At 65.4% G+C, this 21,842-nt stretch carries 15 protein-coding genes and 1 riboswitch; of the genes, 5 read left to right on the forward strand and 10 right to left on the reverse strand.

The window, feature by feature from the left end:
- Positions 1-3: 3 nt before the first annotated feature.
- The 3 genes from ToN1_RS08555 to ToN1_RS08565 form a co-directional block, all read right to left on the reverse strand.
- On the reverse strand, positions 4-1,488 hold the full coding sequence (locus tag ToN1_RS08555) for a mannose-1-phosphate guanylyltransferase/mannose-6-phosphate isomerase (protein WP_210148063.1): 1,485 nt from the start codon (positions 1,486-1,488) through the stop codon (positions 4-6).
- A gap of 72 nt (positions 1,489-1,560) precedes the next feature.
- The gene (locus ToN1_RS08560) at positions 1,561-2,625 is read right to left on the reverse strand and encodes a Wzz/FepE/Etk N-terminal domain-containing protein (protein ID WP_169207965.1); all 1,065 of its coding nucleotides are present in this window, start codon (positions 2,623-2,625) and stop codon (positions 1,561-1,563) included.
- An 88-nt stretch (positions 2,626-2,713) separates the two neighbouring features.
- Entirely contained in the window at positions 2,714-3,721 is a 1,008-nt protein-coding gene (locus ToN1_RS08565; protein ID WP_169207964.1) for an NAD-dependent epimerase, read from the reverse strand.
- A 203-nt stretch (positions 3,722-3,924) separates the two neighbouring features.
- On the opposite strand from ToN1_RS08565, the gene waaA reads away from it, so the two are divergent.
- Positions 3,925-5,187 carry a lipid IV(A) 3-deoxy-D-manno-octulosonic acid transferase gene (waaA, locus tag ToN1_RS08570; RefSeq protein ID WP_169207963.1) on the forward strand — a complete coding sequence of 421 codons (1,263 nt, stop codon included), beginning with the start codon at positions 3,925-3,927 and terminating at the stop codon, positions 5,185-5,187.
- Between the two features lie 130 nt (positions 5,188-5,317).
- Here the strand turns inward: waaA and ToN1_RS08575 are convergent, their stop codons facing one another.
- The 6 genes from ToN1_RS08575 to ToN1_RS08600 form a co-directional block, all read right to left on the reverse strand.
- Complete coding sequence (locus ToN1_RS08575; protein ID WP_169207962.1) at positions 5,318-6,631, reverse strand: TolC family outer membrane protein; 1,314 nt, start codon at positions 6,629-6,631, stop codon at positions 5,318-5,320.
- Positions 6,632-6,661: 30 nt separating this feature from the next.
- On the reverse strand, positions 6,662-6,985 hold the full coding sequence (locus ToN1_RS08580; RefSeq protein ID WP_169207961.1) for a rhodanese-like domain-containing protein: 324 nt from the start codon (positions 6,983-6,985) through the stop codon (positions 6,662-6,664).
- Between the two features lie 11 nt (positions 6,986-6,996).
- A complete protein-coding gene (locus tag ToN1_RS08585; protein WP_169207960.1) occupies positions 6,997-7,650 on the reverse strand; it encodes a protein-L-isoaspartate O-methyltransferase family protein in 654 nt (217 codons plus the stop codon).
- Positions 7,651-7,717: 67 nt separating this feature from the next.
- The gene (locus ToN1_RS08590) at positions 7,718-10,933 is read right to left on the reverse strand and encodes an efflux RND transporter permease subunit (protein ID WP_169207959.1); all 3,216 of its coding nucleotides are present in this window, start codon (positions 10,931-10,933) and stop codon (positions 7,718-7,720) included.
- Positions 10,930-12,024 (reverse strand): efflux RND transporter periplasmic adaptor subunit, encoded by a 1,095-nt coding sequence (locus ToN1_RS08595; protein WP_169207958.1) that lies wholly within the window; start codon positions 12,022-12,024, stop codon positions 10,930-10,932. Before ToN1_RS08595 ends, ToN1_RS08590 begins: the two co-directional genes overlap by 4 nt.
- Complete coding sequence (locus tag ToN1_RS08600) at positions 12,021-12,671, reverse strand: TetR/AcrR family transcriptional regulator (protein ID WP_169207957.1); 651 nt, start codon at positions 12,669-12,671, stop codon at positions 12,021-12,023. Before ToN1_RS08600 ends, ToN1_RS08595 begins: the two co-directional genes overlap by 4 nt.
- 223 nt (positions 12,672-12,894) lie before the next feature.
- Here ToN1_RS08600 and ToN1_RS08605 point away from each other — a divergent pair, with 223 nt between their 5' ends.
- Genes ToN1_RS08605 through ToN1_RS08615 form a run of 3 tightly spaced genes read left to right on the forward strand, consistent with a single transcriptional unit; the run spans position 12,895 to position 18,909 of the window.
- Positions 12,895-15,921, forward strand: a complete 3,027-nt coding sequence (locus tag ToN1_RS08605; protein WP_244861002.1) for a type VI secretion system Vgr family protein — start codon at positions 12,895-12,897, stop codon at positions 15,919-15,921.
- Between the two features lie 14 nt (positions 15,922-15,935).
- On the forward strand, positions 15,936-18,083 hold the full coding sequence (locus ToN1_RS08610) for a T6SS effector phospholipase Tle3 domain-containing protein (RefSeq protein ID WP_169208359.1): 2,148 nt from the start codon (positions 15,936-15,938) through the stop codon (positions 18,081-18,083).
- A 10-nt stretch (positions 18,084-18,093) separates the two neighbouring features.
- The gene (locus ToN1_RS08615) at positions 18,094-18,909 is read left to right on the forward strand and encodes a T6SS immunity protein Tli3 family protein (RefSeq protein WP_169208360.1); all 816 of its coding nucleotides are present in this window, start codon (positions 18,094-18,096) and stop codon (positions 18,907-18,909) included.
- Between the two features lie 94 nt (positions 18,910-19,003).
- Here the strand turns inward: ToN1_RS08615 and ToN1_RS08620 are convergent, their stop codons facing one another.
- The gene (locus ToN1_RS08620; protein ID WP_244861003.1) at positions 19,004-20,404 is read right to left on the reverse strand and encodes a carbonic anhydrase; all 1,401 of its coding nucleotides are present in this window, start codon (positions 20,402-20,404) and stop codon (positions 19,004-19,006) included.
- 226 nt (positions 20,405-20,630) lie between these two features.
- Positions 20,631-20,811: riboswitch (yybP-ykoY riboswitch) on the forward strand.
- A 1-nt stretch (position 20,812) separates the two neighbouring features.
- On the opposite strand from ToN1_RS08620, the gene ToN1_RS08625 reads away from it, so the two are divergent.
- On the forward strand, positions 20,813-21,391 hold the full coding sequence (locus ToN1_RS08625; protein WP_169208362.1) for a TMEM165/GDT1 family protein: 579 nt from the start codon (positions 20,813-20,815) through the stop codon (positions 21,389-21,391).
- Positions 21,392-21,842 lie beyond the last annotated feature (451 nt).

Raw genomic sequence — 21,842 nt, forward strand, 5'->3', positions numbered from 1 at the left:
GAATCAGCTGACTACCCGACCATACTTATCATCGAAACGAACGATATCGTCCTCGCCGAGGTATTCTCCGTTCTGCACCTCGATCATAACGAGATCCATAAGCCCCGGATTCTCCAACCGATGCTTGTGACCGGCAGGAATGTAGGTCGATTCGTTGGGCGCAACGAAGATTTCCTGCTCGCCGTTGAGAACCCTTGCCATGCCGCTTACCACGATCCAATGCTCACTGCGATGGTGGTGCATTTGCAGACTTAGGCTTGCCCCCGGTTTCACCTCAATACGCTTGATCTTGAAGCGCGGCCCTTCTTCCAATACCGTATAGGTACCCCATGGGCGAGCTACGGTGCGGTGCAATCGATAGGCATCATGGTCTTGGCTCTTCAATTGGGCGACAACTTTTTTTACATCCTGCGCCTTATCAGAATGAGCCACAAGCAATGCATCTGAGGTATCGATGATCATCAGATTTTCGATGCCGACAGTTGCGACCAAACGGCTGTCACTTTGCACAAACGTATTGCTACTATCGACGAAGATGGCTTTGCCCGTGGTACGGTTGTTGTCCGCATCGGGTTGAGTCAGTTCGCAAATTGCATTCCATGACCCGATGTCGCTCCAGCCAAACTCAGCAGGAACAACAACAACGTTGTCGGATCGCTCCATGAGCGCATAGTCGATTGAGATGTTCGGGACGCGGGCAAAAAACTCAGCCGGAATCTCGAGCATATTTTCTTCGAGCTTACGGGCTTCGCGCATTACCGCCCAACACGCCTCCGCAGCCATAGCGACCTCGGGCGCGTGGCAGGCCATTTCGTCAAGAACGACGCCGGCTTTGAAGCAAAACATACCGGAGTTCCAAAGAAAATTGCCGGCCGAAACGTATTCACGGGCCTTTTCAAGCGAAGGCTTTTCGATAAAACGGACGACACGTTTTCCTGCATCCAACGCTTCACCTGCCTCGATGTAGCCATAGCCGGATTCGGGCCCAGCCGGGACGATCCCAAAGGTCACGAGCTTGTCCTGCAAGGCCAACGCCGCGGCATCAGCAACCGCAGCGGCGAACCTTGGCTGGTTCTGAATGAGATGATCGGCCGCGAGGATGAGGAGCAGCGTATCCCGACCGTACCTCTCCGTAACGTAATGCGCCGCCAACGCGACGGCGGGCGCAGTATTCCGGCCGACTGGCTCTAGCATAAACACGCCGGCCTGGCCTGCACCAAGTCGGGCTCGCGCCAGTTCGTCTTTGCTCATGAAGAAGTAGTCGCGATTTGTGACTGTAACGATTTCGCCAGATTGATCATTGGCAAAGGCCACACTAGCCGCACGTATATACGTCTTACTCAGAAGACTCTCGCCGTCACCCATACTCATGAATGGCTTGGGATAGCTCTCACGGGAAACTGGCCAGAGACGGGTTCCTGCACCACCCGAGAGAACAACCGGAACAATCATAACGACTCCACAATGACCGATTTCGCGAAATTTCATGGCCAGCTACTGGAATCGGTTAAGACGATTCCAAACACAGATGCTGGCTACCACGTAAACAACTAACAGAACCTAGGCTGCGGCCTCTCGACGCGATTTGGTGACGAAGTCCGCCACAAAGGCGAGCGTCACCCCACCCAGGAGGCCAAGGACCGCCGCAAGCACCAGGACGAGTGATTTTTTTGGCGCAACCGGCTTTTCGGGCACGACGATGTCGCCGTCTACGTTGAATACCTTGAAGGTTTTCGGATCGAGTTCGATTGCCTTGAGCATTCTCAGGCGCGATTCAGCCTCACGCAGTCCGGCGATGAATGCGTCATCCCCCTCACGCGCCTTGAGAACACCCAGCTCAGCTGCCAGCGATTTCGTACCGCGGGCGTAGAGCTGAGTACCGTCCATGAAGGGCGTAAGCCTGTCCTGCGCCGGCAGACGGCCACTTGTAACCTGGGGCTCCTTTACGCCGACGGCTTCCGCCACCTGCAAGGCCTCGCTCAATTGAATCATGCGGTCCTGCCGCTGCTTCGCAGCGGTCGCACGAATCTCGCCGAGATCTCGTTCGGTGTTTCGGACAATCAGATCGATCTCGTTGCGGGCATCACCGACCAGCTTGTCAGCGGCATCGCGCGCGACCAGATCGAGAAATGCGGATGTGTAGCGAGCCGCCTTTTCACCCGTATCCGCCTCGACTTTGAGGGTGAACAAGTTGCGCCCCTTCGCGTCAGGCTTGATTGCCTTGATGGCACGCTCCATCTTTTCGTAAAGCTGCTCCTCAGACCGAGCGCGTTCCCGCTCATCCAGGGACGGCAGGTACACGTCGCGAAAGAACTGTTGCAGCGCCACGTCCGACATCAACAGATTCGTGAAATAGCCGAATACCTGCTCCGGTGAAAATGGACCGAGCCCGGTCGGACCGTTTCTCCCGACGTTAAGCGCCGCAAGTTCGCTGGCGAACGGCTTATCGACATGCACTTCGACCTCATAGCGAGGCGTCGCGAGGAACGCGTACGCAAGACCGGCGAGAACGCAAACCGCAAAAACCAAAGCGATTAGCGCCTTGCGCCTAACGAGGATCTTGATCAGATCGACGAGACTGATTTCATCTTCGGCATAAACCGACGGGGCTTCGCGTTCGGACATGGGGCACTTATTCTAAGAATAACCGAGGATTATCGCACCGCAGCACGACAGGAAGATATTGAACGAAAGTAATACAGTACTACGTCGGTCACTTCGCGTAGTACGTGCGGTACCACTCGACAAATCGCCCGACGCCTTCTCGGACACTGGTCGCCGGCGCGAAGCCGGTCCAGGCGTTGAGCTCGGCGATAGCGGCGTGGGTCGCCGGCACGTCGCCGTCCTGCATCGGGAGGAAGTTTTTTTTGGCCTTTGCGCCGATGGCACTCTCAATCGCCTCGATGAAGTTCATCAGTTCGAGCGGATCGTGGTTGCCGATGTTGAGCACGCGGTACGGGGAAGAGCTGCGGCCAGGATCGGGTTGAAGAGGATCGAAGGCAGGATCGGGTTCTGCGGTGCGATCGAGGGTGCGGATGACGCCCTGGACGATGTCGTCGATGTAGGTGAAGTCGCGCTTCATCTTGCCGTGGTTGAAGACGTCGATCGGTCGGCCTTCGAGGATAGCCTTGGTGAAGAGGAAGAGCGCCATGTCGGGGCGGCCCCATGGCCCGTACACGGTGAAGAAGCGCAGTCCGGTGGTGGGCAGGCCGTAGAGGTGACTGTAGGTGTGGGCCATCAACTCGTTGGCTTTCTTCGTCGCCGCGTAGAGGCTGACGGGGTGGTCGACGCTGTCGTGCTCGGAGAAGGGCATCTTGGTGTTGCCGCCGTACACGCTGGAGCTACTGGCGTACACGAGGTGCTGCACCTTGTGGTGGCGGCAGCCTTCGAGGATGTTGATGAAGCCGACGAGGTTGCTGTCGACGTAGGCGTGCGGGTTCTGCAGCGAGTAGCGCACGCCGGCCTGCGCGGCGAGGTGGATGACGCGGTCGAACTTTTCCTCGGCGAAGAGGCGTTCCATGCCGGCACGGTCCGCGACGTCGAGCTTGACGAAGCGGAATGCGGGATGAGGAGTGAGGCGCGCGAGGCGGTCTAGCTTGAGTTGCGGGTCGTAGTAGTCGTTGAGATTGTCGAGGCCGACAACTTGGTCACCGCGGGCGAGGAGCACCTCGCTGGTGTGCATGCCGATGAACCCGGCTGCGCCGGTTACGAGGATCTTCATACGCTTTCCGACCATTCGTGGGAAATTCAACCGCGTATTATCGCACGTGCAACGCACGATTTTGTTACGGATAGTTAGGGTTCGCCCTGATCGACATGCATCAGGAATGATTGGGGCGCATGCCCCCTTCCCCGTTCTCTAGGCGGGCGGACCTGGCGGGCGGCGGACGATATACTTCCGCGTCCATCCGAAGCCGACCTTAGATGCTTGTCCGACTCCCTTATACCCTGCTCTGGCTGTGCGCCCTGCCCTTCGTGCTCCTGCGTCTAGGGTGGCGCGCGCGACGCCAGCCCGCCTACCTGCGGCATCTGGGAGAGCGCTTCGGGCGCTACGGGACTCGTGCGCCGCTTCCGGTCATCTGGGTACACGCCGTGTCTGTCGGAGAGACGCGCGCAGCGGAACCGCTGGTGCGCGCGCTGCTCGCACGTTGGCCGGACCATACGGTGTTGCTGACGCACATGACACCGACGGGGCGCGAGACATCCGAGAGCCTGTTTGGCGGCGAGCCCCGTGTGTTGCGCTGCTATCTGCCGTACGACTTGGGGGTACCTTGCCGACGCTTCCTCGCGCACTTTCGGCCGCGCGTTGGCATTGTGATGGAGACGGAGCTTTGGCCGACGCTGTTGGCGAGCTGTCGCGCGCGCGGGGTGCCGGTGCTGCTCGCGAATGCGCGGCTTTCCGAGCGCTCCGCGCGCCGCTATGCGCGCTGGCCAGCCCTGACCGAGATGACGCTGGGAGCCCTGGCGGCCATCGGCGCACAGACCGAGGCGGACGCACGACGGCTCGGCGAGTTGGGAGCCGAGGGAGTCGCTGTGACGGGCAACATCAAGTTCGACATCGCGCCGCCGGATGCGCTGATCGCGCTGGGGGCGAGTTTCCGCGAACGCTTTGGCGGGCGTCCGATCCTTCTCGCGGCAAGCACACGCGAGGGGGAGGAGGCACTGATTCTCGAGGCGTTCCAGGCGCAGGCCCCGGCCGACGCGCTGCTCGCGCTCGTACCGAGGCATCCGCAGCGCTTCGATGAGGTTGCGCGGCTTGTTGAAACCTGCGGTCTGAAGCTGCAGCGACGTTCGGACGAGACTGTCGTATCGACAGACACGCGCGTCTGGCTGGGCGATTCGATGGGCGAGATGTTCGCCTATTACGCTGCAGCAGACGTGGCGCTGATCGGTGGCAGCTGGTTGCCCTTAGGCGGGCAGAACCTCATCGAGGCGTGCGCGGTGGGAACGCCGGTGATACTCGGGCCGCACACGTTCAATTTTGCACAGGTCGCCGAATTGGCGATCGCAGCTGGGGCGGCCCGCCGCGCGGACGATGTCAATGAGGGAATGCGGGTGGCGGTCGGGCTGCTGGCCGACGGGGCAGCGCGCGAGGCGGTCGGTTCAGCCGGAAGGCAGTTTGCAAACGCCCACCGCGGGGCGACGGCGCGGACGATGGAGATTGTGGAGCGGCTAATCCGGGCGTAAGAGCAAACCGAGCGTCGATTACCGTTGGGCTGATTCGTGTTCGGGTTGAGCCTGTCGAAGCCCTTGCGGAGCACTTCGACAGACTCAGCCCGAACGGTTGTATTGGATTGCCACCCTGAGAACTTCCGAATCACTTCATCAGAAGCGCGTCGATGAGCTGGACGTCTTCTTCGCCAAGGGTGCCGGCAGCAGCCTTGAGGCGGAGCTGGGCGAGGATGGTGTCGTAGCGGGCACGGGCGAGCTGGCGCTGGGTGTCGGCGAGCTGGGACTGGGCGTTGAGGACGTCGATATTGATGCGCACGCCGACTTCGTAGCCGAGGCGGTTGGCTTCGAGGGCGGAAGTCGATGAGACTTGGGCGGCTTCGAGGGCCTTGACCTGCGCCATGCCGCTGGTGACGCCGAGGTAGGCCTGGCGTGCGGCGAGCACGGACGAACGGCGGGCGTCGTCCAGATCGGCGTCGGCCTTGATCTTGAGGGCCGCGGCTTCGCGTTCGCGCGACGAGACGGCTCCGCCGGCGAAGATCGGGACGTTGAGCTGCAGGCCGACGGAGTTGGCGTCGGTGCGTGTCGATCCTCCTGCGGCGCTGGAGCTGAAGCCGGCGCTGTTGTGGCTGCGGGCGGCGACGACGTCGAGGGTCGGGTAGTGGCCGGCGCGGTTGCGTTCGACTTCGCGTTCGGCGATTTCGCGCGCGATCTGCTGCGCCTGCACGGCGTAGCTGCCCTGCTCGGCGGCAGTGGCCCATTCCGCGATGCTGTCGGGCTGCGGGCGGGACAGGGAGACGCCCTGACGCAGGCCGGCGAGCGGCGACGGATCCTGGCCGACGATCTGGACGAGGGCCTGGCGGCGCACATCCAGGTCGTTCTGCGCGGCGATTTCCTGCGCCGAGGCGAGATCGAAGCGCGATTGCGCCTCGTGGACGTCGGTGATCGTGACGGTACCGACCTCGAAGCTGGCCTTGGCGAGTTCGAGTTGCTCGGAGGCGGCCTTTTTCAGCTGGGACTGCGCCGCGAGGGCGTCCTGGGCGTTGAGGACGTCGAAATATGCCTGAGAGACGCGCAGGATCAGGTCGTGGCGGGCCTGTCCGAGCTGGACTTCGGCGAGCGCGGTCTGCAGTTCGCCCTGCTTGTACTGGATCCAGTTCTGCCAGCGGAACAGCGGTTGCGTGAGTTGCACGCCATAGCCGTTGCTGTTGTATTCACGCGTGCCAAACGTCCGGGTATGCGTGTCGACGTCGTTCCAGGTGGTATTGGCATTGGCGCCGATGGCCGGCAGGAGCCCGGCGCGCCCCTGTACGACCCGTTCCTGCCCCGCCTCGTACTGTGCGCGGGCGGCGGCGAAGCGCGCGTCGTTGGTGAGCGCGTCGCGATAGACCTGCAGGAGGTCGGCCGACCAGGCGCTGGCCGAAAAGAGGGTGACGAGGCTCAGGGCGATTGCGCGCTTCATTGACTTCTCCGGGTGCAATTCGCTGTAAGGTCAGTACTGCGGCATGGTCGGGTCGACCTGGGCGGCCCAGGCGGCGACCCCACCGGTAAGATTGATGACTTTGGAGAAGCCCTGACGCTCGAGGAACATGCACACCTGCGCACTGCGTCCGCCGTGATGACAGATGACGACGATCTCGTCGTCGGGGTCGAGCTCGGTCTGGCGTGCGGGCACGGAGGCCATCGGCATCAGCGTCGAACCTTCGATGCGACAGATCTCGAACTCGATCGGCTCGCGCACATCGAGGAGGAACGGCTTGCCAGCCTCAGGGGCGGCAAGCCGTTCGGCGAGTTCGGTGGCGGTGATCTGTCGCATGCGGGAGTTCCTCAGAAGCGGAATTCGTCCTTGCGCTGCACGTTCTGCAGCATCGGGACGACGGTTTCGAACACGTCTTCGGTCTGGTACTGGTCTTCCGAGACGCGGGTGATGAGGCGACCTTCCATGACGGGCGCCTCGCCGACGAAGGCGAACATGCGGCCGCCGACCTTGAGCTGGTCGAGCAGACTCTGCGGCATCATCGGCAGGCCGCCCGTGACGACGATGACGTCGTAGGGCGCACGACTGCTCCAGCCGCGGGCGGCGTCGCCTTCCTCGACGATGACATTCTCGACGCCCGCACGGTTGAGGTTGTCGGTCGCGAAGCGGGCGAGTTCGGGCTCGATCTCGACCGAGCGGACCCAGTCGGTGCGCGCGGCGAGCAGTGCGGCGAAGTAGCCGGAGCCGGTGCCGATCTCAAGCACGGAATCCGAACGCTTGAGCGGCAGCGCCTGCAGGATGCGGCCCTCGATGACGGGCTTGAGCATGGTCTGGCCGCAGCCGATGGGAATCTCGACGTCCGCAAAGGCAAGCGTCTTGTGGGCGGGAGGAACGAATTCCTCGCGCTTGACCGTCATCAGGAGGTCGAGAACGTCCATGTCCAGCACATCCCAGGGGCGGATCTGCTGCTCGACCATGTTGAAGCGGGCGCGTTCGAAGTTCATGGCATTGGCTTCCTGTGCAAATATTAGCACACGCTAATTTAGTGCGCGATAAGTAAACTTTTGCATTTTAGCGCACTTGCTGCACCGCAGGCGGCCCGTCTGCCCCGGCGTCCTGAGGTTTGCGGCGCACGCGGTACCACGCCGCATACAGGGCAGGCAGGAAGATGAGAGTGAGGACGGTGGCGACGGTGAGGCCGCCCATGATGGCAACGGCCATGGGGCCGAAGAAGGCGCTGCGCGAGAGCGGGATCATCGCGAGGATCGCCGCAGCGGCGGTGAGCATGATGGGGCGGAAGCGGCGCACGGTCGATTCGACGATGGCGTCCCACGCGCTGCGACCGTGTTCGCGGTCCTGGCGGATCTGGTCGACCAGGATCACCGAGTTGCGCATGATCATGCCGGACAGCGCGATGGTACCGAGCATGGCGACGAAGCCGAAGGGCTTGCCGAAGGCGAGCAGGAAGACAGTCACGCCGATCAGCCCCAGGGGCGCGGTGAGCACCACCATCGCGACGAGGGAGAAGCTCTGCAATTGCAGCATCAGCACCGTGAGCACGGCGATGAGGAAGAGCGGCATGCCCGCGGCGACCGACTTGCCGCCCTTGGCGCTCTCCTCGACCGATCCACCGAGTTCGATGCGGTAGCCCAGCGGCAGGGCGGATTCGATCGACGCGATCTGCGGCGCGAGTTCGCCGACGACGACCGCAGGCTGCACGCCGCCGTACAGGTTGGCGCGGACGGTGACGGTCGGGATGCGGTTGCGGCGCCAGATGACGCCCTGCTCGAAGCCGTATTCCGCGGTCGCGACTTGGGCGAGGGACACGCTGCGGCCGCCGCCAACCGGGATCGCGAGATCGGGCAGCAGGCCGAGATGCACGCGCTCGGACTCGGCGCCGCGCAGCATCACGTCGATGGTCTCGGTGCCCTCGCGGAACTGGGTGACGGCAAAACCCTGCACGGAGGTATTGAGCAGGGTCGCGATGTCTTGCGTCGTGAGGCCGAGGAGCCGAGCCTTGTCCTGGTCGACCTTGAGCCGTACGCGTTTGGACGGCTCTTCCCAGTCGAGATGGACATTCGAGAGCTGCGGATGGGCGCGCATCTTTGCCGCGACCTCGTGGGCGATGCGGCGCAATTCGTCGGGACCCTGGCCGCTGACACGGTACTGGACAGGGAAGCCTACCGGCGGGCCGTTCTCCAGCCGATTGACGACGCCGATCAGTTCGGCCGGGGCTTCGTCGAACAGCGCGATCAGCTTGGTGCGCAAGACTTCGCGCGCCTCCGGGCCTGCGGTGAGAATCACGAACTGGGCAAAGCTCGTCTGCGGAAGCTGCTGGTCGAGCGGCAGGTAGAAGCGCGGGCTGCCACCGCCGACCCAGGCGACGTAGTTCTCGATGTCGGTTTGCGCGTCGAGGAAGGTTTCCAGGCGCCGGACCGCGCGTTCGGTGGCCTGATGCGAGGCGCCTTCGGGCAGGCGCAGGTCGACGAGCAGCTCCGGCCGGGTCGAGTCCGGAAAGAACTGTTGCGGCACGAAGCGCCCGAAGGCGACGAGTGAGGCGGCAAAGGCAAGCAGGGTCAGCACGATGACGAGCCAGCGTTGCGCGACGCAGGCGTTGACCAGCGCGCGCAGGCGCCTGTAGAAGGCCGTGTGGTAGATCGAGTATTCGTCATGCACTTCGTGCGCGTGGGCATCGCGTTCCGCGAGGCGCGCGCCGAGACGCGGCGCGAGGCGCCCGACGAGGCGCGCGAGGGGCGAAGGTTTGCCGCGCTGGGCGTGGAAATCGGGCAGGAGGTGGTAGCCGAGCCAGGGGACGAAGAGCACCGCCGCGCCCCAGGACACGAGCAGCGCGATGACCGTGACCTGGAAGATCGAGCGCGTGTATTCGCCGGTCGACGATGCGGCGGTGGCAATCGGCAGGAAGCCTGCCGCGGTTACGAGCGTGCCCGAGAGCATCGGCATCGCGGTGGTGACATAGGCGGCGCTGGCCGCCCTGGCGCGCTCCCAGCCCTGCTCCATCTTGGTCGCCATCATCTCCACGGCGATGATCGCGTCGTCGACGAGCAGGCCCAGCGCGAGGATCAGCGCGCCGAGCGAGATCTTGTGCAGGCCGATGCCGAAGAGGTTCATGAACAGGAAGGTGATCGCGAGCACGACCGGGATAATCACGAGCACGACGAGGCCGGTGCGCAGGCCGAGCGAGAGCAGGCTCACCGCCATGACGATGACGACCGCCTCGACGAGCACGCGGACAAATTCACCGACCGAACGCGCCACCGCACGCGGCTGGTCGGCCACCCGCTCGAGGCGCACGCCGACCGGCAGCTGGGCGTCGATGCGCGCGATTGCGTCGTCGAGGTGGTGGCCGAGCGCGATGATGTCGCCGCCCGCGCGCATCGACACGCCGATGCCGAGCGCGTCCTCGCCCTTGAAGCGCATGCGCTCGCGCGGTGGATCCGCGAAGCCGCGGCGCACCTCGGCGACGTCGCCGAGGCGGAAGCTGCGCCCCTGGGCGCGGATCAGGGTGTCGCGGATGGAATCGAGATCCTCGAACGCGCCGCTCGGGCGCAGCCACACGCGCTCGTCGGTGGTATCGAAGAACCCCGCCCCGCTGGTTGCGTTCTGCCCCGCGAGCGCGCCGGCGATGTCGCGCACCGACAGGCCGAAGGTCGCGAGCTTGGTGTTGGAGAGTTCGATATATACGCGCTCGGGCTGCTCGCCGAAGAAGCTGACCTTGGCGACGTCCGGCACGCGCAGCAGTTCGCTACGGATCGCCTCGGCGTAGCGCTTGAGCTCGGCATAGTCGAGGCCCTCCCCGACCAGCGCGAAGATGTTGCCGTAGGTGTCGCCGAATTCATCGTTGAAGGTCGGGCCGACGATGCCCTGCGGCAGCGTGTGGCGGATGTCGCCGATCTTCTTGCGCACCTGGTACCAGACTTCGGGCATCTCGCGTGCCGGGGTCGAATCCTTGACGATGAAGAACACCATCGACTCGCCCGGGCGCGAGAAGCTGCGCAGCACGTCGACCTGGGCGACCTCCTGCAATTTCTTCTCGATTTTGTCGGTGAGTTGGCGCGCGACCTCCTCGGCGGCGGTGCCCGGCCATTCGGTACGGATCACCATCACCTTGAAGGTGAAGGGCGGATCCTCCGACTGGCCGAGGTGCGAGTAGGAATACAGGCCGATTAGGGCAAGCACGGCCATGAAGTAGAGCACCAGGGCCTGATGGCGCAGACCCCAGGCGGAGATGTTGAAGCGGCCTTCGTCGAAATCGCGCGGGGTCGTCATTTGCGAGCATCCAGCGCAACCGGCGCGGCTTCGTCGACCGCGCGCACCGCTTCGCCCGCGACGAGGCGATGGACGCCGGTGAGCACCACGCGCGAGCCGGCGGGCAGCCCGCCGACGACCACGACACCGTCTTCGCTGAACGCCCCCGTATCGACGGCGAGCGGCATGAGGTGCGACGCCTCGTCGACAAGCCAGACGGTCGCGCGGCCGTCCACGCGGGTCACCGCGGTCAGCGGCAGGATCGTCTGTGCGGCATCGAGGGGGTCCGCAAAGGCGACGCTCGCGGTGGCGCCGAGCGGCAAGGCGTCGTCGGCATCGGCGACACTCACGCGCACGGCGTAGGAACGGGTCGCGGAGTCGGCCGATGGAGCGATCTCGCGCACCGCGGCAGTGTAGGCGTGCGCAGGATTCGCCCACGCCCGCACGGCCGCAGCATGGCCCGGCCGCAGCGCCGCAATGCGGCTTTCCGGCACGTGGATCAACACCTCGCGCTGTTCCGGACGTGCCACGCGCAGCACTGGCTGGCCCGCCGCGACCACTTGCCCGGGTTCGGCGAGGACCGCCGTGACCACGCCTGCGTAGGCAACGGCCAGTGCGGCGTAATCGGCCTGGTTGCGCGCCGTGGCGCGTTGCGCGCGAGCCTGGCGCAGACGCGCCTCGGCGGCCTGCAGGGCGGTACGCCGGCTGTCCAGCACGGAGGCGCTGATGAAGTTGCGCGCGTGCAGGTTCTGCACCCGCTCGAATTCCGCGCGGGCCAAGGCGACGTCCGCCTCCGCCGCCGACACCTGTGCCGCGGCGGCCTGCTCGGCGAGCTGCACGTCCTGCGGATCGAGGCGCGCGAGCACCATCCCGGGCAGCACGCGCGCGCCGACGTCCCCGCTGCGCTCGATCAGCTTGCCGCCGATGCGAAAGCCGATGTCCGCCTCATGGCGCGCGCGCACCTCGCCGGTGTAGACCCGCAGCTGCGACTCGGAGGCGGCAGTCCCGATGGTGCGCACCAGAACGGCGCGGGGAGGCTTGTCGACCGGCGCAGGGCCGGAGCATCCGGCAAGCAGGGCAAGCAGGACGGTGCTCGTCAGTTTTGTCTTCATCGTGCAGCTCCCCCGGACACCCCGGTCAGGAGACCGTTCAGGATCAGGTCGAAATAGGTGCGCAGGTACTGCGCCGTATCGGTTTCCTGTCCGCAGGCAGGACCGAAGGACTGTCGCCACATCGCCCGATAGACGAGTGGCGCGATCAGGACGCTGCAGATCGCGTCGGCGTCGACCTGCCGGAACACGCCGCGCTCGATGCCGCGCATGACGGCTTTGCGCAGCAACGCGGTGCCGCGCTGGAGGACTTCCTGCTGGTAGTAGGCGGCCACGTCGGGGAAATTGCGCGCTTCGGACATCATCAGCTTCGGGATGCCGCCCAGTTCGGTATTGCCGATGCGATCCCACCAGCCCTGCAGGATGGTACGCAGCAGGTCCAGCGGATCGTCGTACTCGTCGAATAGCGCTTCGCCCGCGTGCAGCGCGGAGACGATGCCTTCCTGGATCACGGCCTTGAACAACGCGTCCTTGCTTTCGAAGTAGAGGTACAGGGTGCCCTTGGAGACGCCTGCGCGCTCGGCAATGTCATCGAGACGCGTCGCAGCGAAACCCTTCTCGACGAAGAGCGACAGCGCGGCGGCGGTGAGTTCCTGCGGGCGCGCCTCCTTGCGGCGTTGGCGTGCGGGCGGGCGGATGGAATCGGACATGGGGGCGGAAAACCGGCTTGCGGCGCCGAATTAATGACTAACCAGTCAGTAATTTAGGATGTCTCGCGGGCAAATACAAGGCGCGCAGGATTCATCTCCTTGCCGCGGCGCCGACGGGCACGCGTTCGGTCGCTAGCGTCCATTACCACATCGAACACGTGCTACATGTCAAACTGTTATGCTTTTGGTCTTTTGAAACCTCCACCGGCTCCCGTTCGACGACATGCTCCCGCTCGCCGCCTACTCCCGCCTGTACGACCTGCACTGGCACACGGACGGCCCGCCGCTCGCGGTCGAAGTGTGGCGCGGGCGCGAAAGCCTGTCGGGCGGCTTCGAGTTCCACATCGACACCCTGTCGCAGGACGCCTTCCTCGCGCTCGAGCCCCTGCTCGGGCAGGCGATGACGCTGCGCACCGCGCTTTCCGACGGCAGCCGCAGCGAACGCTCGGGCCTCGTGCGGGCCGCCGCGCATATCGGCAGCGACGGCGGTTGGAGCCGCTACCGCCTCACCGTGGTGCCGTGGACCTGGCTCCTCACGCGCGGCCGCCACAACCGCGTGTTCCAGGACAAGGCCGTGCCCGAGATCCTCGACGCCGTGTTCGCCGACTACCGTGAACACGCCGCGTGGCACTGGCACGAGGACGTCGCCCCTTTCCTCGCGAGCGCCCGCCCGCGCAGCTACTGCGTGCAGTACCGCGAATCGGACTACGCCTTCGTGTCGCGCCTGCTCGCCGAGGAAGGGCTGGGCTGGTGCATCGAGGAGGATGCGGACGCCCCGGCGCGCCACCGCATGCGCCTCTTCGCCGACAGCACGCGCTTCCCGGAAGACACCCTCTCGGCGCACGCCCTCGGCGGTCGCGGCATCCGCTTCCACCGCGCCGATTCGCAGGAAGACCAGGACAGCATCGTCGCATTCGGCGCGCAGCACCGCCTCGCGCCCACCCTCGGCACCGTGCTCGGCTACGACTACCGCGCCAAGCGCTCGATCGCCGCGAGCGTGCCGACCGCACACCGCATCGGCAGCGCGGACCTGCCGCCGCTCGAACACTACGACTACGCCGGCCAGTACGCCCACGCGAACGTGGCCGAGGCCGAACGCTACCAGCGCCTCGCCATGGAAGCCGTCGAGGCGCGCGCCTGCACCTTCCTCGGCCACGGCACCGTGCGCAGCCTGCGCCCCGGCAGCTTCATCGCGGTAAGCGGGTTGCCGCTCGACCCGGCGGCACCGCCTGCCCCCGCCGGCGAGCGCTACGCCGTGCTCGACGTCCTGCACGTCGGCATCAACAACCTCGACGCCGAGCGCATCGACGCGATCGCGGCGCGGCTGGCGCAAGGCGACGAAGGCGACGCAAGCGAAGAGGACGCGGCGCTCGCCACCGGCGACACGCTCGAGCCGGTCAAGGCGCCGTCGGAACTCCCCCCCGCCCTCGTCGAACTCGCGCGCAGCCGCGGCTATGGCAACGCCTTCGACGCGCTGCGCGCCGAGCGGCCGTGGCGGCCGGCGCTCGCGGACGACACCGGCCTGCGCATCAATCCGCGCCCGACAGCCCCGGGCCCGATGAGTGCCATCGTCGTCGGCCCGCAGGGCGAAACGGTGCCGAACGGCGCCGACGAGCTGTGGTGCGATGCGCTGGGGCGCATCAAGGTGCGCTTTCACTGGCAGGCGGGGGACACCCTGGACGACCGCTCGAGCTGCTGGGTGCGCGTCGCCAGCCGCCAGGCCGGCGCGGGCATGGGCTGGCAGTGGCTGCCGCGCATCGGCCAAGAAGTGTTGGTGAGCTTCCTCGGCGGCGACATCGACCGCCCCGTCGTGCTCGGCGCCCTCTACAACGGCCGTGGCGAAGGCGGCATCGCGCCCACTCCGGGCGGACGCACCGGGCCGGCTTCCGACACCGCCGTATTCGACGCCGCGACGGACCACCGCCCCGCCGGACAGGGCAACCTCGCAGGAGGCAACAGCCCCGCCTGGCACGGCGCGCCTGCGTCGAGCCACCGCCACCCGGATGCCCTGAGCGGCTTCAAGAGCAAGGAATTCGGCGCCCACGGACCCAATGCCGGTCACAACCAGCTCGTCTTCGACGACAGCGACCAGCAGTTGCGCGTGCAGCTCAAGAGCACGCAGCATGCCTCGGAGCTCAACCTCGGCCACCTCATCCACCAGGCCGGCAACTACCGCGGATCCTTCCGTGGCACCGGCGCCGAACTGCGCACCGACGCCTGGGGGGCGCTGCGCGCCGGCCGCGGCATCGTCATGAGCACCTGGCCCGCCCGCCACACGGGCGAACCGGCCGGCGACCTTGCGCCCGGCATGGCGCTGCTGAAACAGGCCTGCACGCTCGCCGACACCCTGTCGCGCGCCGCCGCGACACACCAGACCGTGAAGCTCGCCGCCGCTATCGGCAGCACCGCGGCACGCGCTAGCGCCGCCGACCCGGACCACCCGCCCCTCGAGGCGCTGAGCCGGATCGCCGCCGGCATGGTCTCGGCGCGCGATCCGGCCGAGGCCACCGCCGACGCAGACGCCGGCAACACCACCGTCACCGGCCAACGCGTCCCCCACCTCGCCGCTCCCGCGATCCTTCAGGCCGCCCGTGCCGGCATCGGCCTCGTCGCCGGCCAGAGCGTGCAGATCGCCGCCGGCGACACGGCCACCCTCATGAGCGGCGCCGACACGAACCTCGCAGTGGCCGGAGCCGCGCGCATCCACGCCGGCCAGGCGATCGGCCTTGTCGCCGGCGCCATCCGGCCCGGCGACGACCACACCGGCATCCGCCTCATCGCCGCCAAGGGCGACATCGAACTGCAGGCGCAAAGCGACGAACTGAAGCTCCTCGCCCGCGACGACTTGAAGCTCGTCAGCGCCGGCGCGAACATCGACTTCGCCGCGGCGAAGAAGATCGTGCTGAGCGTGGAAGGCGGCGCCAGCATCACGATCGACGGCGGCATCACTGTGGCGTGCCCGGGGACGATCACGGTGCATGCGTCGAAGAAGAGTTTCGGGGGGCCGACGAGCCTGAGTTACGACGCCCCGACCTTCATGCCACCGGATGCATTCCACCGCCGTCCGGTCCTGACCTGGGACGGCAGCGACGATCCGATCGTCAATCGCCGCTTCCGCATGACTCTGGAGGATGGCCGCGTAATCGAAGGGCGGACCGATGCACAAGGTCACGCCGACATCGCCGATGCCGCCCACTTCCAGCATATCGCCATCGAGATCGTGCCTGAAGACACCTCCGCTTCCGCCTGAGCCCACCCGCCGCCATGAAGGATTACTCACCCAATCGACGCATCGAACAGGCACGCCGCAACGGCGACGTCGTGCGTACGACCACCACGGTCCCGAAAGCTGCCGCGGCCGAGGCACGCGTCAGGATGCCGCGCCCCATGCCCGGCGTCATCATTCTGGTACACGGCGTCAATGACGTCGGCGAAGCCTACGCCACCCAGGCACGCGGTCTGTGCGCAGGCTTGAATCAACGACTCGGACGCACAGACCTAACCCCGGGTGACTGGGACACGCCCAAGGCCTGCCCCCAGAATCGCGCCGCCAGCTACCAGCGTCGTGCCAACAGTCAGGGCTACAACTCGATTATCCCCTTCTATTGGGGTTATCGACCGGTCGACGAGGCCACCTACGCCGCCGACCAGGCTCGCTACCGCGAAGAGCTCCGCCGACGTGGGCCGGCGGGCGCGGACGCTCCCTACGATGCCTACTACATCGAAGGCCGCAATGACCCGAAACGCGGTTACGAGAATGTCGACTGCTTCAACAACCGTCTCGACGAGCACTTCGCCAAGAACGGCGGAGTCTTCGCCAACGCCACGACCACCCTCATCGATATGTGGGGGCCGGGCGGCGACATTCTCGGCCTCGCCCGCTGGGCCTCCCGCCATGTCGGCGACGATCTCAGCCACCCGGTGTATGAGAATCCGCACCGCATTTACTTCATCCACGCAGCGCAGCGACTGGCAAACCTTATCGCCAAGATACGTGGTGAGCAGCAGACCGAGAACGATTCCATCAACATCGTCGCCCACAGCCAGGGCACACTGGTGGCGCTGCTCGCCAATTTCCTCGTGACGCAGGCGACTCCGGCGAGACGCCCCGCCGATTGCCTGATCCTCAATCATTCGCCCTACAGCCTGGAGACACCCCGTCTCGAGGGGATGCAGTCCTTCGGCCCGCAGCAGTCGCAGCGCGCCCGCACCGAGACCCTCGCCAATCTGTGCCGGCTCATCGACGCGCAGCGCATGCCCGGCCCTGCCGCCACGCAACTCGCCGCAGGCGGCATCGCCAGCCGTGCCGCCGCCGCGATCGTCGCCCACATGCGCGACAACCACGGCAAGGTATTCAACTACTTCTGCCCGCACGACATGACCGTGTCGCTGCGGAACGTGAAGGGCATCGGCTGGCAGGGAGTCCCCCCGGAGGTCGCCGAACGGCTCGGCCCCGCCTTCGCGCAGCGCATCTTCCTGCATGGCCGCCCGCTTCACACCCCGCCGGGACGGATCGATCTGCCGGATCTGCAGCGCAAGGGGGCCAAGTCGGTAGCCACCAACGCCGATATTCCTACCGGCGCCCCGCGCGACATCAACGCTCCGGGGCTTCCGGATTTCGGTTATACGTTCGCCCTGCCGGCCGGCTGCACAACGCTCGGCCCCTCCGACTGGGACGTTTTCGCGGCTGCGGCCGCCGAGACTGGCAACAATCTGATTACTGAACCCCGCCCGATACCCGATCCGCGCCACGGCATCCCGCCCACGCTGCCCGGACGCACTCATGAACTGCCGCCTCACGAACTCGCAACAGTCGAGGCCGCCTTCACGGCACAGGGCAAACCCTGGCGACTGACGCGGGCGATCAAGGCAGGTGACGGCCTGGTCATCACCCGCTACATGAGCAACGAGGAGTTGCGCGAAAAGGCCCGCACCACGACAACGGAGATTTCCAACCACTCCGCGATCGTGCTCGATGAGAATGCCGCGCGCTGCGCCACGTCCTTCGACCTGGCAGTCGGGCGCTGCTGCAGCTACGACGAGGGCAAGGTGGACGGCGGGCCGTTCTGGCAGGAATTACTAAGGCTGGCGGACTGGCGCTTCAGCGCAGTCAAGGAGGATCGCGACTATTACACCAAAGGCCTCTTGCCGAAGGCAATCAAAGACCAGATGAACAAACCTTCGGCCATTTCCGGCATCGTCAACGTAAGTACAGCGACAAATTCTTCCAGCCGTGCGCTGATGGAGATCGATGAACGCATCGCCCGCCTCGAACGCGAGCGCGGCCGGTGGTCGCCACGCGAATGGGACGAGCTGATGCGGGATCTGCAGCGCGAACGGCACACGCTGGAACAAATGCACGATAACGCCCGGCGCGAGCAATCGCTTTTCCCCGTCGCCCACGGACAATGAAGGACTCGCCGTGAACACTGCACTGATGTGGTCGATCCCCGCCTGGACGCTCGCGCTCGCCGTGACTTGCGTACTGCTCGCGCGCGGCCGCTTGAAGCCCCCCGCCCGCCTGTTCGCTGCGGCTCTTGCAGCGACCGGCCTGATCCCGCTGCTGCCCGCGAGCCACGCCGAGCCGCCGCGAAAGCCCGCGACGCAGGTCATCTATCGCTTCGACGACCACCGGCATCTGGAGTTGGAGGGATATACCTGCGAAGGCGCGATCGATTACGTGGATACCCAACGTGGAATCAGAACTCGTGTTATGCACCAGTTTGCGCAAGTGTTCCTGCCAACCTTCATTCATGCGGATAACGACGGGGATTTCATTTTTATCCCCTACGACGATGTCTCGGCTTTCCGAGTCTCAAGAGACAACGGCGCGACCTTCGAAAACGCTCGATGGGTCGGCTCTCGCTATTTTGACGTGGAAGAAATCACCGCTCTTACCGTTGTCAAACAGCAAGCCTTCATCGAAACCAGGGACGGCCGCCTGTTCATGACCTCAAAGCCCTTCGGCGAAGGCTGGGGACGGAACGTCATCGATCCCGTCAATGAACTCCCCACGCACGTTTTCGATCGCCTGCCCGAATTCCAGAACCTCCCGCGAAAAGTCCCCGAAGTGAAGAACTACACAGGCTGGACCGAGATGCACTGCGATCCCGATCTCGAAGGCGAGCCGATCGTGACGCCCGGCGTGCACTGGAATCGCCTGCAAGGCGAAGTGCTCGACCTCTTGGGCCGCAGCGTCGCGCTGCCGGTCACGTTGATCGCGCGGGCGATCGGTTGAGCGATCAGCAGTGTCCGGGAGCGTCCCCACGACCGCACGAGCTCGCGGCGCGCGTCGCCTCCCGCCAAGCCGGCACGATTGCCGCGCTCGCCCGTCAGCGCGACTCGAGGATCAGTCGGCCGTGGTGCGGCTGGATCGGGCGGCCGTTGCGGGCGTAGAGGCGCGCGAAGATCGCGAGTTGCTCAGACGAGAGGTAGAGCGGCTCCTTCATCACCGCCCACAGCACGCCCTCAGTGCAGGGGGGGGATTCGAGTGAGCCCATGAAGAGGTAATGCGACGAGCTTGCAGGCAGCAACTCGGCGGGGTCTATCGTGACCGTCGGTGTGTAGTCGGTGCCGCGCTCCAGTGGCAGGTTGTTCCACAGGGTCTGGATCAGCGGATGGGAACGTTCGCCGCTTTCGAGCAGCACGGCGACGATAGCGATGTTGCCGGCGGCGTTGCGGTGATGGAAATGCACGACCATGTCGGAGGCTTGGCCGCCGACGCGTTCGACCGAGGGGCGATGGAATTCGAAGGATTCCAGCTCGTAACGCTGGCCGCGCAGCACCACGCCCATGCCCGCTCCGACGTGTACGCGTAGCGTGCGACCGGTGTCGGCGATGCGGAAACCGGTTTCGCGGTAGTCGAAGCGCGGCGCTTCGAGGTCAACTTTGATGCCGTTGCGCAGGTCGATCGGCGACTGGCGCTTGCCTTGGGCGCAGACAGCCCACTCCGGGCGCAGTGCCGCCCATTTGTCGGGGCCGGTGTCGCCTTCGTAGCTCCATTCGGGACGCCGAAGAGCGAAGTCGGGGATGGACGGCAGCCGGGACGACGTGGGCGCGAGGGCCGCAACGGTCTCGGGGGATAGTGCGGCACTTCGTCGCGATGGCAATGCTTTCTTGGCGGAGGGCGAGGATTCCGCAGGTGCGGATTTCGTCTCAGGAGCCGACGTCCGGCTCCGCGCATGGCGCGAGATGCGCTCGGTCTCGCGCGCCGGCGTATCGGCAGGCACGGCCGCCGAACGGCTGAGCGGCACAAGCGGGGCGATGCCCGCGTCGGCATTTGCAGCCTCGGCGATCGCTGTCACGTCGCGCGCGATTTTCTTCAGATCGGAAACCGAAGGCGGTTTGCACACTTCCTGCCACAAGCGTTCGTCCACGCTGTTGCGTGCCGCCAGTACCGGGCTCTCGTCGAGCCCGCCCTCCTCGCGCAGGACGATGTGGCGTTCGTCCATGTAGACCCGCTTTAGCGTGAAGAAGCTGCGGTTGTAGCAGTCGTAGCGGTTCAATGCCTTCACCGACGCATAGCCCTCGATCGCGGCGCGTTCGGACGAGAGCATGATGCGCGCCCACGCAACCTTCTGTCCGCCATCGGACTGGATCACGCTGGAGCGGTCGATCTCGACCGTGCGTTCGCGGTCGCGCACGACCATGTCCCAGGTCTGCTCGGCCGAGACGAGGCCCGGCAGCAGCAGGGCCGCAAGCAGTACGTAGCGGACGGGAAGGCGAGCGGTCATGGCGGGCAGGAAAATGGACAACGCGATGCATCGACCTTACGGTCAGATACCCCCGCTCGCCCTGAGCCTGTCGAAGAGCTCAGCCCGAACGGAATTTCGTAGGGATTCATAAACAGACCCGGCGATGGCCGGATCCTCCGTGGAAGGATCTTCGGCAGCAATCCGCGAATCTTTAGCACGATCTTCTCCCCACCCTTCCCTTCGCCGCCGGCTTGCGGTTACAATCCGCGCCGTCATTAGGGAGTAGCCGCCTCCGAGCCCCTCGGAGGGACCACGTCAACAAACTTGCCCGTCCGGGCATGGCGTGTTCAGTCCTCGGACCTGGCGAGACTTTTGACCGCATGCTCTCCGATTGTTCGGGCCGGGGAGGCGTGCGGTCATCGGTCATGCGCCGGCCCGGAGAACCTGATGAACCTGCCTCTCGAAGCTTTTTCCGTCTCCACCGGCATCGTCGCGCTCGCTGAAATCGGCGACAAGACGCAGTTGCTCGCGTTCATGCTCGCCGCGCGCTTCCGCCGTCCGTGGCCGATCATCGCCGGCATCCTCGTCGCGACAATCGCGAACCACGCCTTTGCCGGCGCGGTCGGCACCTGGGTCACGACGGTGCTGGGCCCCGACGTGCTGCGCTGGGTGCTCGGCCTGTCCTTCATCGCAATGGCTGTGTGGATGATGATCCCGGACAAGCTCGACGAGGACGGGATCACCGTGCCGAAGTTCGGCGTGTTCGCGACGACCGTCGTGGCCTTCTTCCTCGCGGAGATGGGCGACAAGACGCAGATCGCGACCGTGGCGCTCGCCGCGCAGTACGGCGCCTTCGCCGCGGTGGTCAGCGGCACGACGCTGGGGATGATGATCGCGAACGTGCCGGCCGTGCTCGCCGGCAACGGCATCGCACAGCGCCTGCCGGTGCGGCTGATCCACGGCGTGGCGGCGTCGATCTTTGCGGTGCTGGGCGTCGCGGCGCTACTCGGCTTCGGGCTGGACTGACATCCTGGCGGGTACCGCTTGCCCTCGCGAGCGTAATTGGGCTCCCCATCCGCGTTCCCTTTTCCACCTCGAGGTCAAGCCTCGTCGCGCCAGACTCCCAACGCCGACGATGGTCTGCACGGTGTATACCCGCGCGATTCAGTGGGCCCGCCGAGCGTGATCAGATCCTCAAAGGGCAGCGCCAGGGTGCATCGGCAGACGTGAGCCATTCGGCGTTGCCTCGGGACACGGGCCGCAATTGCGGCCCGTGTCGCCGTCTTGCGCGAGCGATCCGGCATCGGGGTGTTTCAGGTCGGCGAAGAGTTGAACTCCTGACGCAGCCCACTCCGGGCGATGCGCTCGAGAAAATATCCGACCAACCGAAACGTTCAACTGAACGTTCAAGCTGAACGTTCAGCGCTTAATGGCAATACGCCCATTCGGCCGCAAGCGTGAGGCGATATATTTTCAA

This window comes from Aromatoleum petrolei, assembly GCF_017894385.1.
In the GTDB taxonomy this organism is placed as follows: Bacteria; Pseudomonadota; Gammaproteobacteria; order Burkholderiales; family Rhodocyclaceae; genus Aromatoleum; species Aromatoleum petrolei.